This window comes from Chitinophaga sp. (genome assembly GCF_035538455.1).
GTDB lineage: Bacteria > Bacteroidota > Bacteroidia > Chitinophagales > Chitinophagaceae > Chitinophaga.
Genome location: NZ_DATLKJ010000251.1, coordinates 1 through 16,518 on the forward strand (window position 1 = coordinate 1; position 16,518 = coordinate 16,518).

The following is a 16,518-nucleotide window of genomic DNA, read 5'->3' on the forward strand; positions in this document are numbered from 1 at the left end:
CTGGCGCAGGATAAATAATCCGGTTTGCAGTTCTCCATAGAGGGGAGCTACCTACAATAGCTGATAATTTAAAAACGGGTGTAATCCATAACCGGTATGAATTACACCAGAACATGTATATTTTTTACCGGACAACAATGACAATTAATATCGAATGAATTCTCATAAACTAATGAAATATAACATCTCCAAAAAAGAAAATTGAGGCATTGGTACTCTTTACTTGTCTTGATGAGTTTAATCTAATGTAGACTATCAAATTGGATTAAGAAAATCCAGTAGAAAATGTGATTCTGATCAGTTTCTGACTTGCGTGATGAGCAGTTAAGTAATCGAGCTGGTATTCAAAGAATCAGAGATTATGATTGGGAGTAGTCGTTCTTTATTCAACAGTCTCCAGGAAAGTTATTTTCTCGTGGCAGAGGCGGTCTGCGATGGATTGTAATTCCTTTACTTTATCTGCGAGTATTAATACATTTGGTAAGTCTATTATGAAGTGGAGAACCATATGGGACCTTGCCGTATAGTTGTTGAACATACGGGTAGTCATGTCGTAATATTCCTCCTTTGTTTTGAAAACATTCGCCAGTTCAACTGAAAAATGTCTGCAAATGCGCCTCAAGGTTTCCAGGTTATGCGTGTCTGGCGTATAGCCCAGGAATACCAAAATAGCGGCATTGTAAATATAAATGGCGCTCTGGTGAAGCATAAACATGGCTAATTCGGGGTCATTTTCGTTCAGATAGCCATCTGCGGCCTTAGTAAGTTTGGTTGCATGTCTCAGCCATTTCTCAACGCTTTCTTTTGTTTTTTTTAAGGTGTATTGTTTTTCGAACCCGGATGGTATCCCGATTTCGGTGAGCGGGGTGTTACCGGCGTCAAATAACAGTGTACCCTTATTGATTATTTCGGAGAAGAAGTAGTGTGCTTGGCGTAGTCTTGTATTGACAAAATCAATACTGTAAGTCATGATGTTTACCGGGACATTAAAGTTATATTCAGCCTCCATTGTATCCAGCATGTCCAATTCGTGGCGGGGGTGTTCAATATCCATCATTCCGGTAATGATCAATATATCGTAATGACTTTCCGTTTGCGGTAGTCCTATCCATTTGCTTAATGTATCCTTGTCCAGCAATATAATTTTCTCCGGGGAGATGGAGATGGTATGGATAATAGTCTGAACAATGCGGGATAATTGATCGAATTGCTCTTTGGGGAGATGATCAAGAGATGTTTTCAATGTGATTGTTTTTGGGTTGCCTGATGGAAAATTAGGGAAACGGCAGGAGAATTCAAAGGCATCGGTTTACTTTATAGCGCATTACAGCCATCCACGCTCCATCGCTATTTTGATGAGCGCCGGCGTATTATTGACTTTCAGTTTCTGCATCATGTTGCGGCGGTGGGTGTCTATTGTGAGCGGGCTGAGGAAGAGGTATTTTGCTATTTCGGCGGTTGTTTTGCCGGCAGCGATCAGTTTGAGTACTTCGGTTTCGCGGCGGGTGAAATAGGGGACGGTTGAAAGATCCGCGATGGATGGCTGCCACATGATCTCTTTGATTGCGTCGCTGAAGGTAAGTTGGTTGTTGAGCGTATCGTCAATACATCTCAGCAGCTCTGCTTCTGTGGCGTTTTTATGGAGGTAGCCGGAAGCGCCACTGTTCAGTATCTGCATGATGATAGCGCGTTCGGTATAGCTGCTGATGGCGAGAATCTTTGTTTCCGTTGTGTTTCTCTTTATCTCTTTGCAAAGGTCTGTTCCGCTCACATCGGGGAGGTTGATGTCCAGGAGCACTATGCCGGTGGCATTGACGGCCAGGAACTCCAGCAGGGCTGTTCCGTTGGTAAAAGTACCGGTTACCCGTATGCGTTTCTCTTTAGCCAGCATTTTTTTCAACCCTTCGATAATCAGGGGATGATCGTCAACGATAGCAAGCGGAATGGGTGTTTTCTTATTCATGATGTAAATGCTTCCTTTACAGTCCTGCTTTTAATACTAAGATAGCAGAAAATAAATAATCCGGAGGTACATATGGTATGCGCCAGTCAGGGCATACCATATGTGCAAATATGAATCAAGGGTAGTCATGTGGTCTGCTGAAGATGTTGGTGGAGACCGTGATATTCTGTTCGTTGTTGACTTCTTTACCATCCAGTTCTACTTTGTAGCTGAATTTGTAAGGCGTGCCTCTGTTTCCGCCGTTGATGATGATGCCGGCTTTGGCAAAGCTTTTTGCGGATTCTACTGTTATCTGTTTCCCGCTTGACAGTACATCGGCTTCCAGGGTAATGCCGGTCTGGTTGGACTTCAGCTGTCCGTCTACTTTCCAGTCGATGGTACTGCCATCGAGATTGGAGCCGACAAAAAGGAATGATAAGGCGTCTCCTTCCTGGGGTTTCAGGTCGGTAGTGGTGATGGTCACTTTCAGCTGGTGGCCACTGGGGCCAGGACCGGGATTGTCGTCTTTACTTTTGCTGCAGGCCGTAAAGACTGTAGCTGCTAACAGTAGCATTGTTGCCACCTGCATGGCGTTTCGGAGCGTGATGGAATGTTGCATTGTGCGATGTTGATTTAAAAGTTTGAATGACAGGAATCGCCAACGGGCTTATTCTTTCCCTGCGTGGATTAACAGTACTTCAATGGAAGATTAGCGGCCGGCTTGTTTTATTTTTTGTAACTTTCATTGTCATGTTTTTCCGGGTGATGAGATTGCATTCTTTCTTTTGCAAAGATCCTGCGGGAGCGAGGATCATGCAATCGCTAAAAACCAGTAATCACCTACTGGTTTTTAGGTATTTTCTTCAGCCGGGTATGTTTGTTTAGCTAACCGTTTTACCTTTCTTACATGAAATACTGTACAGCCTTTGCCGTTTTCTTTTTCTGCTATTGTAATATCTGCCTGTCGCAGCTTCCTACACTCGATGGACAACATTATGCAGACAGTCTTGCGGCTATCCTGAAAACAAATGTTTCAGACAGTATGAAGGCGGAGGTCAATTACTATCTGGTGGATTACTGGACAGCATTGGATTCCGCTAAAACGAGGTACTACCTGGAGCAGGGGAGAAGACTTTCCGGTAATAATCCAATTCTGGTGGCTGGCTATTTTTTCGGTATCGGACAACTATACCGGAGCAGTGATATTGAACAATCTATTACGGCATTCCGGCAGGCGGATTCGGTACTCGCCCGCGTGGACACAAAACCTGCATACCGGGTCCGGTCGAGGGCCTGGCGCAATATTTCTGCACAGATGCAGCGGAAAGATAGTATCGACAAGGCGATTGCCATCCTGCTGGAAAAGGTGATTCCCTTTTCTGAGAAGGGAGGCGATATTCAGGGGGCAGCCAGGACCTACAGCGATATTGCCATGTTCTTTACCAACAGCGGACAGTTTGATAAGGCAGATATTTATTACAAGAAGAGTCTCGCCGTTTTCCGCAGCATACAGGTGAATGAATCTTATCATCTCGCCAATCTTTATTTAAATTTTGCGAAGAATGATATGGAGAGAAAGGATTTTACCACCGGGAAACAACATCTTGATAGCCTTTACAACCTGCTCAGCGCGCACCCGGCATCAGCCGAGTATTGGCCACACTACTACAGATTGGAAGGAATCTACTACAGATCCCTGAAGGATTACCCCAAAGCGACAGCCAGTATAGAGAAAGGGATCAGTATGGCAGACAAACTGAAAGATGATTATACGAAACAGGGATTGCTATATCAGCAGTACAACATCTATAGTGATCAGCAGCTTTACGGCAAAGCAAAGGATATCCTGCTGTATATTCAGGAGCATCCGGCGAAGCCGGTGCTGATTGAGGGCAAAGTCAGACTAGCCCTTGCTTTTTCTGAAGTCTATGAACACCTTAATATGATTCCGGAGGCCTATAAATGGAGGAAGCAATACGACCTGCTGAACGATAGTATGAACGAAGAAGCGCTCCGGGAGAAAATGCATGAACTGGAAAGCAGGTACCAGAAAGCGGAGAATGATAAAAGGATACTGGGGCTTGAAGCTGACAAACAGCAAGCCCAGCTCAGGATAAAGAATCAGCAGATGATCAACTGGTTGCTGGGCGCCGTAGTTGCCTTTCTGTTGATCGTTGCTGCGCTGGTGTGGCGCAACTACCGCAACGCGCGTAAGATGAGTATACAGGAAAAAAATCTGTTGCTGAACAAGGCATTATTACAAGGGCAGGAGGAAGAGCGGGAGCGCCTGGCCCGTGATCTGCATGATGGCCTTGGCAGTATGTTGTCGGGAGTAGAGATGCATCTGGCACAAGTGAGTTCGGGAGCGGAAGTTGCAGCGGTAGGCCGGCAGCTGAATACATCCTTACAGGAGCTTCGCCGTATAGCCCGTAATATGTCGCCGGCGACGCTGCATAAGGTAGGTCTGGAAGCCGCGTTGAGAGAACTGGCTGAGAGTTTTGTTTCACCGGAATGTACGGTATCCTTCCAGGCTTTTGATCTGCGGGAAGACATACCGCCTGCTACGCAGACGATGATCTACCGCATTGTGCAGGAGTTGCTTGCCAATGCTGCCCGTCACGGACAGCCTGCACATATTGCATTGCAATGCGCGCAGAATGGCGATACTGTCTTGCTTACGGTAGAAGATAATGGGAAAGGGTTTGACGGCACAACGGATAGTGCCGGTATGGGGCTGGCCAATATCAGGAAACGGGTGGAGTATCTGCAAGGTACTATAGACATTACTTCTACGTTGGGAAAGGGTACCAGCTTTGACGTGGAGGTGAAAGTGCGGTGAGGAGTATATGTTTGCCATCGTCTACTTATCTACTGGATGAAAAAAATACTGAAATGCCGGTATTGCCAATGGCTACTGAATATTGGACATTTGAGTATGCTGAACAACCACTCCAGGGCACTGCGATAAGCTAAAGAAAGGAGAGGATTATTTAAAGATATTCATCCATGAAAAAGAGAAATCCAAAGAAGCTGTCATTGAAGCGGATTACCATTGCATCACTTACACCCGGAAGTCAGCAAAGAATAAAGGGGGGTGGAGACCCCGATACTTATTCGGTTGGTGTTACAGGCTGCGGAACGGGTTGCCATACTACTTCCGGGACTAATACTCAGACTCATTATCCCCAGATGCCTCATAACGACTAATACTGAGACTTAATTGTCCCCGACCGTCACCTGATAAGTGAGGTAAATCCGGCATTCTGAAACTACAACAGCCCCATCGCCAGCAGCGAGGGGCTGTTTCTATGTTATTTAATATCTACCTGTTTTACCAGTGAATAATTCTGTGCATTCAATCCTATGGTTTTAGCGCCTACTCTGGCGAAGAGGTATTTCTGTTGCATCAGTGCAGGCGTCAGTTTTGCCTTTAGCGTTACATTAGTCAGGTTACTGATGTCGCCTGCTGCTACTTCTGCTTTACCGCCTGTTGAATAGATGGCGTCGCAGTAGTGCGAGCTGCTGATATACAGTCCTACTTTTTCGAGGTTACGGTCTGTCGCGATTTTTTCAATGTTGACGGTGGCGAACAGGGAGTCTCCTTTCAGTGTAAAGGCGGGTTCGTTTACATAGAAGAAAGGCGTGACTTCAAAACTCTTGCTGGTATTGCCTGTGACGCTGATGGAAATAGAGTCTGTGATGTCATAGAATGGCGCCACATTTCTTCTGAAGGTCATTTTATAACTACCGGGAAACAGTTGTGCCGCGTAGCCACCGTCCTGGTTGACCCTGCAGGGAATAGCGGTCAGGATGGCGTATCCCGGCTGGTAAAGATCCAGTGTTACTTCTGTGTTTTTGAAGCCCAGCGGTCTGCCTTTATACGTTAAACTGCCTTCGAGGCGGAGATCGGGAGGGCTTTCGCTATCTTTTTTACAACTGGCGAAAGCTACAACCAATATGATGTTCAGGCAGATGGTGAAGTATTTAAAGTGATTCATCTTACTACGGTTTAATGTAAACGGTTATTGTCCCGGATTCTTGACCAGCTTAGGATTGTTATTGATGGCTCCTTGCGGGATGAACGTGTAATAGTTCTCTTTTATGAAACGTTTGGCTTGTGTGAGCCGAACGGGCGCTACTCTTTTATAGAACCATTTCTGGTGTGTGGGATGCCCTGGGCGGAATACGCGATAGGGATACAAGCCGGTGAGTTTATTGGTACCATTCAATACCGCGTCTGCGGTGCGCCATCTTTTCAGATCCCAGTAGCGATGGCCTTCGAAGGCCAGTTCGATCCGGCGTTCATTAACGTATTTTGCCCAGCTGAGGGTAGTCAGCGGAGTGGTGATGCCACCGTGTTTGCTGCGTAATTCGTTGATATAGGTTTTGGCGTCTTCTTGTTGTCCCAGTTCCATTGCGGCTTCCGCGGCATTCAGTAATACTTCAGCGTATCTGAACAGGGGCCACCAGTTGTCTGCCAGCGTAGAGAGCTGGCCTGCGCCGAGTGTGGTGGACATAAATTTCCGGATATAAAGACCGGAGTTGGATACGCTGGTCAGGTTGTTGGGCCCATCGAATCCGGTTATCTGGTAGCCGTCATCGCTTTTAGCGCCAAGGGTAGGGCTGCTGACGATATCGTAGGAGGAAGTGGTGGTGTTCCATCTTGCCAGGCCCGCCTGGAGGTCTACACGTTTTCCGCGGAAGTCTTGTCCGCCGTAGAGAATAGTGGCCGCGAGGCGGTTGTCTTTATTGGCGAAGAGATCCTGCGGATTATCGAAGTAAAGCGGATCGCCGTCGGTGTTACTGAGAGTAAGACCGGTTGATGTGCCATCGAGATTGTCGTAGGTGTTGGCGAGTTCAAAGACGGGATTGATGCGGCCTGCGTCGCCGTCGCTGGATTCGCGGGCGGAAGGTGTGGAGTTGTCTGCTGTGAATCCATGTCTTTTGTTGGGCAGGCTGTACAGCACAGCCATGATCATTTCCGGATTTGTTTTGTTCTGGTTGAAGATGCTGAAGTAATCGGTGGTGATGGCAAAGACACCGCCGGAGATGATTGCCTGGGCAGCGGTGAGGGCCGTCTGGTAGTAGGGTTTCGACTTCTCTGCGGGTATTCCTACCTCACCGCCGGGTAGCTTTATGGGAGCGGGTTGCAGGTTATTATATTTCGCGATAGACCCGGCGTATAAAGCTGCCCTGCATTTCAGTACGAGGGCGGCCCATTTGCTGGCTCTGCCCTTGATACCCGCATCAGGGGGGAGGTCGGGGAGGATAGCGTCCAGCTCGAAGATGACGAAGTCGTATACTTCATCTTCTTTGGCGCGTGGTAGCTGGAGGTTGGGGATGTCTGCGATGGTATTGTAGTTCAGAACCTCTTTAATGAGAGGTACACCGCCCATTCTTTTCACTTCTTCGAAATAGAAGTAAGCGCGTAAGAATCTTGCTTCTGCTACGATCTGTTTTTTGAAGTCATCTTTCAGGGCGGTGGCCTTATTGGTTTTGTCTATGAAGAGGTGGATGTCTCTCAGAAATCCGTAGCCCCAGTATTCGTAGGTGTTGGTGGGGATGTCGGTGGTGGTGTTCATACCGTCGCCTATTCCGCCCCACATGGCTTCATCTGTTATCTGCATACCCTGTGTACTGAATGCTTCTGCGGGGAGCTGCTGGTAGAGATTGGCGAGTGCACCGAGGGCGAGTTGGTTATTAGACCAGACTGTTTCTTCGGGTATTACGTTAAACACATCTTTGTCTGTAGGGTCGCATGCCTGCAACATATATAACAAGCCCGCGAGGGGGAGTATTGTTCTTATTTTCATGATCATTGATTGCATTGCGTTTACAATAGAGCACGTTGTTGTAACAGCGTCAGAATGATACGTTTAATCCGAAGCTGAGGTTTTTTGTCTGCGGGTATTGAACGCCTCCGTTCTGGTCCAGTTCAGGGTCTACTATCAGCACGTTGGTGAAGGTGAGCAGGTTCATGGCATTAAAGTAGAACCTGGCCTTGCTGATGTTGAGCCGGTTGGTGACGTGGCGGGGGAGTGTGTAACCTACCTCCAGGTTGCGGAGCCGGAGGTATCGGACATTCACTGTATTGAAGGTGGAGAACTGGAGGTTATTGCCGATACCGCCTCGTCTGATGGAAGGATACTTGCCGGGTATCCAGGCGCTGTTAGGATCGAAGGGATCTTCGCGGCGCCAGCGGTCGAGGAGGAGTGTGGGGATGTTGCCATCGTTGAGGAATGGCCGTTGCAGTTCGTTGGCCATATTGAAATAATATCCGGAGGCGCCCTGGAGGTTAAGCGTAAGGTCGAAGTTCTTCCAAGCCACTGCGATGTTGAGGCCGGCGTTGAAAAGCGGGAGGCCTCCTCCTCTTGCGATGGGACGTTGATCCAGTGCTGTGATGACGCCGTCGCCGTTGATGTCTTTGTATATGATATCGCCGGGCAGGAGGGTGGTGTTGCCTTGTCCGTCCTGATCGATGGGATGTTTTCTTATCTGGTCCATGCTCTGGAACTGGCCGTCAGCGATGTATCCCCAGGTGCCGGTCCATCGTCTTTCGGTGGCGTTTTTGTATTTATCCCAGGAGCTGCCGAAGCCGAGATCTTCCCGGTAGGTAACGAGGGCTTGTGTACGGGCGTATACCCCGTTGACGCCGATGGTAAATTTCACATCTTTCACGTGGCCGTTATAGGTGATTTCCCAATCGGTGCCAAGTGTTCGTGAAGAGTTGAGGTTTTCCTGGGGGAGTGATTGCGCTACTTCCTGCGGAATGTTCACATCTCTGCGTGTAGTGAGGTCACCAACTTTTTTGCGCTGGAATACATCTACGGTCAGCGATAATTTATTGTTGAGCAGGGCCATGTCCAGACCGATATTGGTGTAGCGGGATTGCACCCAGGTGATGTTGGTGCTGGGTGTTTGCCGCAGGCCGGCGGCGATGTAGTATCCATCATCAAAGACATATCCGCCGCTGGGGAAATTATATCCGCTGAGATAAGCGCCGGCAACATCTTTATTGAGCAGCCCGGCTACAGAGTAGCTGCCTCTCAGTTTGAAAAGGGAGAATGTTCTTCCTAATCTTCCTTTGAAGAAATTCTCTTCGGATATGATCCATCCTGCGTCGAAGCCGGGGAAATATCTGGCGGAGAAAGCCTTGCTATAAACGCTGCTTTTATCTCTTCGTATAGCCGTACCGAAAATGTATTTTCCGTTGTAGGTGTAATTGGCTCTGCCGAAGACGCTCAGGCTGCCTCTTTCTGTGCGGGTATCGTTGATGTCTCTGAACTCATTGGGCCGTATCAGGCTGATAAAGTTGGTAGTGGGGTTGGAGCGGATGAAGGTATATTTTTCAAACCGTTCGTTGGATTCAAGACCCAGCGTAGCTGATATAGTGTGTTTACCGAAGGTATTATCGTAGTTAAGATAAGCCTGGTAAATTTTCTCTTCAACGGATTCATTGATCTTTTCCCGGTAAGGATTGGGATTGCCACCTACGATGTTGTATTTGTCTGTGGCTTTGTCGTAGCGGTAAGCGTTGAAGGTATATTCCTGTATATCTTCCAGCCGGGCTGCATAATAGTAGTTGCCGGTTACTTTAGCTACCAGTCCTTTGATGGGCGTGATGTATTCTCCATAGATATTACCCTGGAAAACGCGCCAGGTATCATTGAAGAAGCCGCTCTGATCATAGTTGAGAACTCCGAAGTTATATGCGGTACGGTTGCTGCCGTTGTAAGAGGGATATTTAGGATTGTCGTTGGCGTAAGGTCTTTCTGTGGGGATGTTGATGTAAAGTCCTTTGAGCGGATAGCTGAGGTCATCGCTGGAAGGAAGGCCTGGATTCTTCCGTTGTTCCACGCGGGCATTGATCTGTGTCCCGATTTTGATACGTTGCGAGAGTCGTGCGTCTACGTTGGATTGCAGGTTGGTGCGTTGGAATACGAAGTCTTTGATGGCGCCATCCTGTTTCAGGTGGGCGAGACTGGTGTAATAGGTGACATTTTCGCCGCCTCCGCTGATGCTCATGTTGGCGTAGTACTGCGGGGCGTTGCGGCGGATGAACTGAGACCAGTCGAAGCTCTGGTAGCCTGGTTCTGTACCGGCTTTCCATTTCTCCCATTCTGCTTTGGTGCGGGTGGTGGGTGCGCCGCTGCGGTTAGGGTTTACGATCCATTCGTTGACATCTGCTTCTGTTTGCGCTTCGTAGTATTGTGCGGCGTTGGCCATTTTCGGGAAGCGGGTCCAGTCCTGCATCCCGTAGTAGGTATTGAGGCTTAGTTGCGGCTTCTGGTTGTACTTGCCTTTGCGGGTGGTGATCTGTATAACCCCATTGGCGGCGCCGATACCCCAGATGGCGGTAGCGGCGCCGTCTTTCAGCACGGTGACGCTCTCTATATCGCCCATGTCGATGTTATTGAACTGGCCGGCGTCTTTTGGTATACCATCCACTACATAGAGGGGATCACCCATTCCCCGGATATTGAAGGAGGTGGTGCTGCCGGGACGTCCGTCTGCCTGCCGTGCGATGACACCGGCAATCTTTCCTGATATTGCATTGGATACATTTGGCGAAGTGCTTTTGGTGAGCGCTTCACCTTTTACGGTGGAGACGGAGGAGGCCAGTGTTTTGCGTTTCAGAGAGCCGTAACCGACTACCACTACTTCTTCTGCCGTTCTGGCCAATGGAGTCAGTTTAATATGCAGATTACTTTCGCCGGCGTAGGTAATCTCTGCGGAGGTGTATCCGACGTAGGAGATGACCAATGTGCCGCTTCCGGAAGGCGCCTTTATTGTAAATCGCCCGTCCTGGCTTGTGGTGGTACCGATTCTGGTACCTTTGATTGTGACAGTCGCGCCGGGGGAGAGGGGTACCATCCTGGGCAGTTACTATCCCGCTGACCTTAGTTGCATAGGCTGAAGCCCTGGAATAAAGGTATGGGGAGGCTGCTGTCGCCCTGATCTGTGGTCCCGCAGCATGGAGACGGGGAATAGACTGCAGGGAAATTGCAAGCGTAAAGAAGCCATACGACAGGCTTCTGCCGAAAGGAGAATTTCTCATGGAATTGTATCAAGTTTTTACAGTAGTGAAATCTTCAACTGGCCGGTTATTCAAAAATTATCAAGGGGGCGTACAGGCAACCGTTCATTAACGTGAAAGCTAATCTTTAGCAAAGTATAAGCGTTGAGTTGTTTCTATTGGAAAACAGGCCCAGGTATTACGTAGAGCACTGTTTTTCATTGTTCTGTCTTCGCCTGGCCGATGATAAAAATAATTTTGGTTGTGTGTTTGTAAATTCAAAAAATCAGCGCATCTGTCTATATGACGTTATGTTGTTTTCTATTCTTCAACAAAAGAAATGAAACCAGGGAATACAACGTATTCCCTGGTTTTCAAAAATCATTCAAAGCGTATCATTCTTTACTTTCTGCGCAAACATCTTCATAAAGTATCCGCCTACTACGCTGCGGGCCTGCATGCCCACCATCTTTCCGGTAGTGGTTTCGTGCCAGTCGCTCAACGGCACGCGTACTGCGCCTTCCAGCATATACTTATGAATGGGGGCTATCAGTGCATCAAAGTCCTGCGGATTATCTGCGAGGGTGGCTGTCCACAATACCCAGTCGCTTTTGGTGTATGTTTTCCTGCTGTCGAGTGGCAGGCCGAAGGGCTGCTGTTTCGAGAGGTAGTATTTTATTTCTTTATCGTACACGCTTTGCGGGAATAGTTTCAATGAGAGTATTTTGTCCCAGACGAGGTTATACTTCTGGCTCCAGGAGTTGGTATTTTCAAACGTAAGTGCGTAGTGATCGCCTGCGTTGCTCATTTGCAGCCATTTTCCGGACATGTCACGCGCTATGGCCATGTATTTGTCAGCCTTCACCTGATCGCCTGATTTGCCGGCGAGTTGGGCATAAGCGCCGATTCCTGTGATGGCTTTGAGCGAGAGGTTAGCATTCCTGGCAAGGTGTCCGGCGAAGTCGTCGGTACATAATTGATTAACGGGGTCGAGACCATTTGTTACGAGATAGTCTGCCCAGGTGGAGAGTACGGCCCAGTGCTTCTTTGCATAGGCTGTATTTCCTTCAGCTTTGGCGATGGCGGCGGTGAGCAGCAGCATGTTACCCGCTTCTTCCACCGGCATATCTTCCGGATATGTCTGGCCATTGGCAAGGGGGTAGGTGCCGAGATCGTGTGCAGGAAAGGGTTTGGCCCATTTTCCGCTTTCGCTGTAGTAGAAGATGCCGTTGAGCATTCCTTTCAGCAGATCGGGGTTATAGAGGAGAAACAGGGGTGCGGAAGGATAGGTCACATCTACGGTGTTGATGGAGCCGTTGCTGAAATTTTCTTTTGACAGGAACAGTATTTCACCCTGTGGGCTTTTCAGCAGCTTGTGGGCTGCGATACTCTGGCGGTAGGCGGTTACACAGAGGTCTGCGTATTTTTTACCACCTGCTGCTACTGCATCGGCGTATAGTTTTGTATTAAATGCCTGGCATTTACGGAGCACTTCGGGATAGCTTTTCATGGCCAGTGACAGCTGTTCCTCTATGGTATGTGTGCCGTCTGTGTTCCAGTAAGGGCGCAGGTTTTGCTGGAAGTACTGCACGGAGTAAATATCGTCGTATCCCAGCAGGAAGATCTGTTCTTTTTTCTTTTTACCTACTTTACCCAGATCGGCGACGGTATGCAGTGTGAGGGATTTACCCTTTACAGTGCCGGTTCCGGCGGCTGTGTCACCGGAAATAAATTGTTTGGTATTGGATGTTGCAGTTGTTGCGAGGTAGAGATAGCCCCAGTTGATCCGTACATCATCTCCTTTTTTCTTCAGTACAGGTTGTTCAACCGTGCCTGCCTTCAGGATGCCCAACCCGCCGCTGGTATATTGTGATGCTGTTACTTCCTCGCCGGGCGTGTTGGTGGCGATGTCTGTGGAGGCGCTCAGGCTGACCTTTACCTGATGAGTTGCCCCATCGCTGCTGACAGCCGTGTAAGTGATGTATGAAACAGGGCGTGATAAAAGAGTGAGGTCGCTCATGAGTAGCGGAGAGGTGAATGCCAGTTCGAGGTTCATGCCGCCGCAGATGAAGGTGTAGATGGTTTGTGTGGCGTTCATGGTAACAGCCTGTTGGGTGGCATTTTCTGCATCGTCTTTTTTCGTTTCATCTGCACCCAGCAGATTATAGGTTTTTCCATCAATTTCAACCTGGCCTCTCAGCGAATGCTGTTTTCCGGTCCAATGCCGGGTGGTGGAGCTGTTTAATACATCGCCGAAAGACCAGATGCTGAAATATGGATCATGGACAACCAATGGATAGGCCGGCGCCAACCGGTTTTGTGCGGAGCTTATCAATGAAGCCAGCACAAGGGAGCAGGACACTACGCTCATGAATATATGAATGGCGCTTTGGTAAGAGACTTTAATGCGTGTGACAAAGAAGTGGTGAAAATGCATACTAACTTTATTTTTCATTTTAGTTTCAAAATCTGGTATTCCTGTATCAGCTGTATTGATCAACGCTAAGAAAACTTAAATTTGAGAACCTACTGATTCACAGGGTTGCAAAAACTATACATTGCGTAACAGTGCAGAAATGATACATATGTTGTGTCCACGTTGGAACCTGCTTTTTTGTTTACTGACAGTCCTGCTGCTGACGGGAGTCAGCGTGTCTTCCCAGCATTATTATTTCAGGCATTATGAGGTAAAAGACGGGTTGTCTGATAACTCGATTGAGCGCAGTATCCAGGATAAGGACGGATTTATGTGGTTTAGTACCAAAGATGGGCTCACGAGGTTTGACGGGAGCCGCTTTAAGGTTTTTCATACAGGAAACGGAGCGCAACTGGCCCGCGACTATATGTCTCCGTTGGCTGTTGACAGAAAGGGAGTGCTATGGGTAGGTGCAGAAAAGGGGCTCTACTATTTTGATAAGGAGCATGAGAAACTGGTGCTGGCGGTGAATTCGCCGAGAGAGGTGTACCGGATGATGGTTGACAGCAGTGACCGGTTGTGGGTGATTGCCGGCGGACTGGTTTACACCCGTGAACCTTCGCAGGAGATTTTTTACCCGTTTATGCCCGGGGCTTTTGCTGCGCCGACGGATATGTGCCAGGGCGCTGACGGCGCGATGTGGTTCACCACTATTGATGGGAGCCTATGTACGCTGAACAGGCAAACAAATAAAATTGAGCAGTATGATCTTTTCCGTCATTCTCCGCGGACGCACATCAGAACGGCTACCAGGGTGGTCATGGGCAGAGACGGGGACGTCTACGTGGGGACGATCAGCCAGGGACTAAAGCGGTTTAATATTAACACGCGCGATTATACCGACGTTATTACCCGCTATGATGACGGGGGGAGTATTTTCGTTATTGATATACTGCCTGTCAGTGACGAGGAAATATGGCTGGGCACAGAGAGAGGGATTCTGATGATCAATGAACATACCGGTTGGAAATACAATGCCGTGCGGCGTTACCTTGATCCCTATTCACTTTCTGACAATGCTGTATATACGTTGTGTAAAGATAAAGAGGGAGGCATCTGGGCGGGCACTTTTTTTGGCGGCGTGAATTATTATCCGAACCGGCAGATGGTGTTTGATAAATTCTATCCGGATTATTCTCCTAACTCCATCGGGGGAAATGCGGTGCGCGAGATATGTAAAGACAGCCTGGGGTTTTTATGGATTGGTATGGAGGACGCAGGGCTTACCAGGCTAGACCCCAGAACGGGAGCGGTGAAGCGCTTCATGCCGGGAAATGCACCCGGCGATATTTCCCATTCCAATATTCACGGGTTGTTGATAGCAGGCAATGATCTCTGGATAGGCACGCATTTTCACGGGGTGGATGTGATGGACGTGCGGACGGGTAAAGTAAGAAAGCATTATAGTGCGGGGAAGGGGCCGGGTGCATTGAACAACGAGTTTGTGCTTACTTTTTTGCACACGCGGAATGGAGATATTTATCTGGGCAGTCATGACGGGTTGGTTAAGTATCTTCCGTTGAAGGACCAGTTTGCAGTGATTGCTGTTGACCGCACCCCACATCAGTTTGTGGTTTCCAGTCTTCTTGAAGACAGTAAAGGTTATATCTGGATAGGCACCTATTTTGATGGGCTCTATCGTTTGAATCCACAGACAGGCGAGGTGGTGAAGATAAATACCGGGAATAACACAAATGCTTATACCATCAATGTGTCGGCGCTTCATGAAGACGGTTCCGGCTATATATGGGCCGCATCAGCAGGCTACGGCCTTTGGCGTGTGAGTCTCGATACCAGGTCTGTACAGTGGTATACCGTTGCAGACGGGTTGCCTTCCAACACCTGTTACAAGGTGCTGGAAGATGACAACAGGCATCTCTGGATTACTACGGCCAAGGGGTTGGTGAACATGGACCCCCGGACGGGGAAGATGAGTATCTATACACAGGAAGATGGCCTGCTGAATGACCAGTTCAATTTCAACTCCGGTTACAAGGATCAGGATGGGCGTCTTTATTTTGGCAGTACCCGCGGTATGATTTCTTTTATACCTGCTGCCGTGCGTCACCGCACTTTTGAGCCGCCCTTATTCATTACGGGGCTTCAGATTAATAACAAAGATGTGGCGCCCGGGGCTGACAGCGGGATTGAAAAGGCGCTCCCTTTTACAAAGGAACTGGTGCTGCGCTATGATCAATCCTCCATTAATCTTGACTTTGCGGCGGTGAGTTTTACGATTCCGGAGAAGATCCGTTACAGCTATAAAATGGAAGGATCTGATAAGGATTGGACCCAATTGCCACGGAACAGAAGAGTCTATTTTACAGACCTTAAACCGGGCCGGTATGTATTTCATGTAAGGGCATCCAGTGGCGATTTCAACGGTGTAAGAGAGACGAGTCTTGTTATCAGGATAAAGCCGCCTGTATGGAAAACTACGGCTGCCTATCTTCTTTACGGGTTGCTTATCGTCAGCCTCGCCTATTACCTGATACGCAGTTATCTCCAGGTGCAGCAGGCGAAGAAGGAGAAAGAGCTGATTGATGCGAAGATGGAGTTCTTTACCAATATTGCCCATGAGATACGCACGCCGCTTACATTGATCAAAGGTCCGATAGAGATGTTGCAGGAGATAGGCGGTGATCAGCCACAGATAAAAAAGCAGCTGGATACGGTGGAGCGTAATACGGACCGTCTTATCCGGCTGGTGAGCCAGGTACTTGATTTCCGCAGTACGGAGATGAAAGGATTCCGGCTCAACTTTGAGCAGGTGAATGTGAGTCAGCTGCTGAAGGAGACCTTTGAATCTTTCCGGCAACAGGGCGCCAGGAACCCTATCAGCTGGGAGCTGGAGCTGCCTGGTGATGACGTGTGTATTATGGCCGATAGCGAGGCGCTTTATAAGATCTTTAGTAACCTCATCGGGAATGCGGGCAAGTATACGGCTACATTTGTAAAAGTCCGGTTGCTGCCGCCGCAGGAAAATGAGGCGGTAGTAAGCATAGAAATATCGAATGATGGTTTGTTGATTCCTGTTGATATGAGAGAGAAAATTTTTGAGCCGTTTGTCCGGCTGAAAGAGAC

10 protein-coding genes are annotated in these 16,518 nt (G+C 48.4%); 3 read left to right on the forward strand and 7 right to left on the reverse strand.

Going from position 1 to position 16,518, the window contains the following annotated elements; all coding sequences use genetic code 11:
• Nucleotides 1-382: 382 nt before the first annotated feature.
• The 3 genes from VM802_RS29280 to VM802_RS29290 all read right to left on the reverse strand — a co-directional run bounded on the left by VM802_RS29280 (nt 383) and on the right by VM802_RS29290 (nt 2,561).
• Nucleotides 383-1,243: a HEPN domain-containing protein gene (locus tag VM802_RS29280; RefSeq protein ID WP_325537513.1), complete on the reverse strand. Its 861-nt coding sequence runs from the start codon at nt 1,241-1,243 to the stop codon at nt 383-385.
• An 81-nt stretch (nt 1,244-1,324) separates the two neighbouring features.
• Nucleotides 1,325-1,963, reverse strand: a complete 639-nt coding sequence (locus VM802_RS29285) for a response regulator (RefSeq protein ID WP_325537515.1) — start codon at nt 1,961-1,963, stop codon at nt 1,325-1,327.
• A gap of 115 nt (nt 1,964-2,078) precedes the next feature.
• Nucleotides 2,079-2,561 carry a hypothetical protein gene (locus VM802_RS29290; RefSeq protein ID WP_325537517.1) on the reverse strand — a complete coding sequence of 161 codons (483 nt, stop codon included), beginning with the start codon at nt 2,559-2,561 and terminating at the stop codon, nt 2,079-2,081.
• A gap of 288 nt (nt 2,562-2,849) precedes the next feature.
• Between VM802_RS29290 and VM802_RS29295 the strand changes: the two genes are divergently transcribed.
• Nucleotides 2,850-4,781, forward strand: a complete 1,932-nt coding sequence (locus tag VM802_RS29295) for a tetratricopeptide repeat-containing sensor histidine kinase (protein ID WP_325537519.1) — start codon at nt 2,850-2,852, stop codon at nt 4,779-4,781.
• 167 nt (nt 4,782-4,948) lie between these two features.
• A complete protein-coding gene (locus VM802_RS29300) occupies nt 4,949-5,149 on the forward strand; it encodes a class I lanthipeptide (protein ID WP_325537521.1) in 201 nt (66 codons plus the stop codon).
• Nucleotides 5,150-5,253: 104 nt separating this feature from the next.
• On the opposite strand, the gene VM802_RS29305 is transcribed toward VM802_RS29300, so the two are convergent.
• The 4 genes from VM802_RS29305 to VM802_RS29320 all read right to left on the reverse strand — a co-directional run bounded on the left by VM802_RS29305 (nt 5,254) and on the right by VM802_RS29320 (nt 13,329).
• Nucleotides 5,254-5,940 carry a DUF3823 domain-containing protein gene (locus VM802_RS29305; protein WP_325537523.1) on the reverse strand — a complete coding sequence of 229 codons (687 nt, stop codon included), beginning with the start codon at nt 5,938-5,940 and terminating at the stop codon, nt 5,254-5,256.
• A 24-nt stretch (nt 5,941-5,964) separates the two neighbouring features.
• Nucleotides 5,965-7,755, reverse strand: coding sequence for a RagB/SusD family nutrient uptake outer membrane protein (locus VM802_RS29310; RefSeq protein ID WP_325537525.1), 1,791 nt, complete (start codon nt 7,753-7,755; stop codon nt 5,965-5,967).
• 49 nt (nt 7,756-7,804) lie between these two features.
• Nucleotides 7,805-10,816 (reverse strand): SusC/RagA family TonB-linked outer membrane protein, encoded by a 3,012-nt coding sequence (locus VM802_RS29315; RefSeq protein ID WP_325537527.1) that lies wholly within the window; start codon nt 10,814-10,816, stop codon nt 7,805-7,807.
• Between the two features lie 527 nt (nt 10,817-11,343).
• Nucleotides 11,344-13,329, reverse strand: coding sequence for a glutaminase family protein (locus VM802_RS29320; protein ID WP_414647143.1), 1,986 nt, complete (start codon nt 13,327-13,329; stop codon nt 11,344-11,346).
• 205 nt (nt 13,330-13,534) lie between these two features.
• Here VM802_RS29320 and VM802_RS29325 point away from each other — a divergent pair.
• Nucleotides 13,535-16,518: ligand-binding sensor domain-containing protein (locus VM802_RS29325; RefSeq protein ID WP_325537531.1), on the forward strand; the 2,984-nt coding region annotated here is incomplete at its 3' end.

Excerpts from the sequence above, each read along its gene's own strand:
- VM802_RS29290 (WP_325537517.1), bottom strand. The coding sequence starts at position 2,561 with ATGCAACATTCCATCACGCTCCGAAACGCCATGCAGGTGGCAACAATG.
- VM802_RS29305 (WP_325537523.1), bottom strand. The coding sequence starts at position 5,940 with ATGAATCACTTTAAATACTTCACCATCTGCCTGAACATCATATTGGTT.
- VM802_RS29315 (WP_325537527.1), bottom strand. The coding sequence starts at position 10,816 with ATGGTACCCCTCTCCCCCGGCGCGACTGTCACAATCAAAGGTACCAGA.
- VM802_RS29310 (WP_325537525.1), bottom strand. The coding sequence starts at position 7,755 with ATGAAAATAAGAACAATACTCCCCCTCGCGGGCTTGTTATATATGTTG.
- VM802_RS29300 (WP_325537521.1), top strand. The coding sequence starts at position 4,949 with ATGAAAAAGAGAAATCCAAAGAAGCTGTCATTGAAGCGGATTACCATT.
- VM802_RS29295 (WP_325537519.1), top strand. The coding sequence starts at position 2,850 with ATGAAATACTGTACAGCCTTTGCCGTTTTCTTTTTCTGCTATTGTAAT.
- VM802_RS29320 (WP_414647143.1), bottom strand. The coding sequence starts at position 13,329 with ATGAGCGTAGTGTCCTGCTCCCTTGTGCTGGCTTCATTGATAAGCTCC.
- VM802_RS29285 (WP_325537515.1), bottom strand. The coding sequence starts at position 1,963 with ATGAATAAGAAAACACCCATTCCGCTTGCTATCGTTGACGATCATCCC.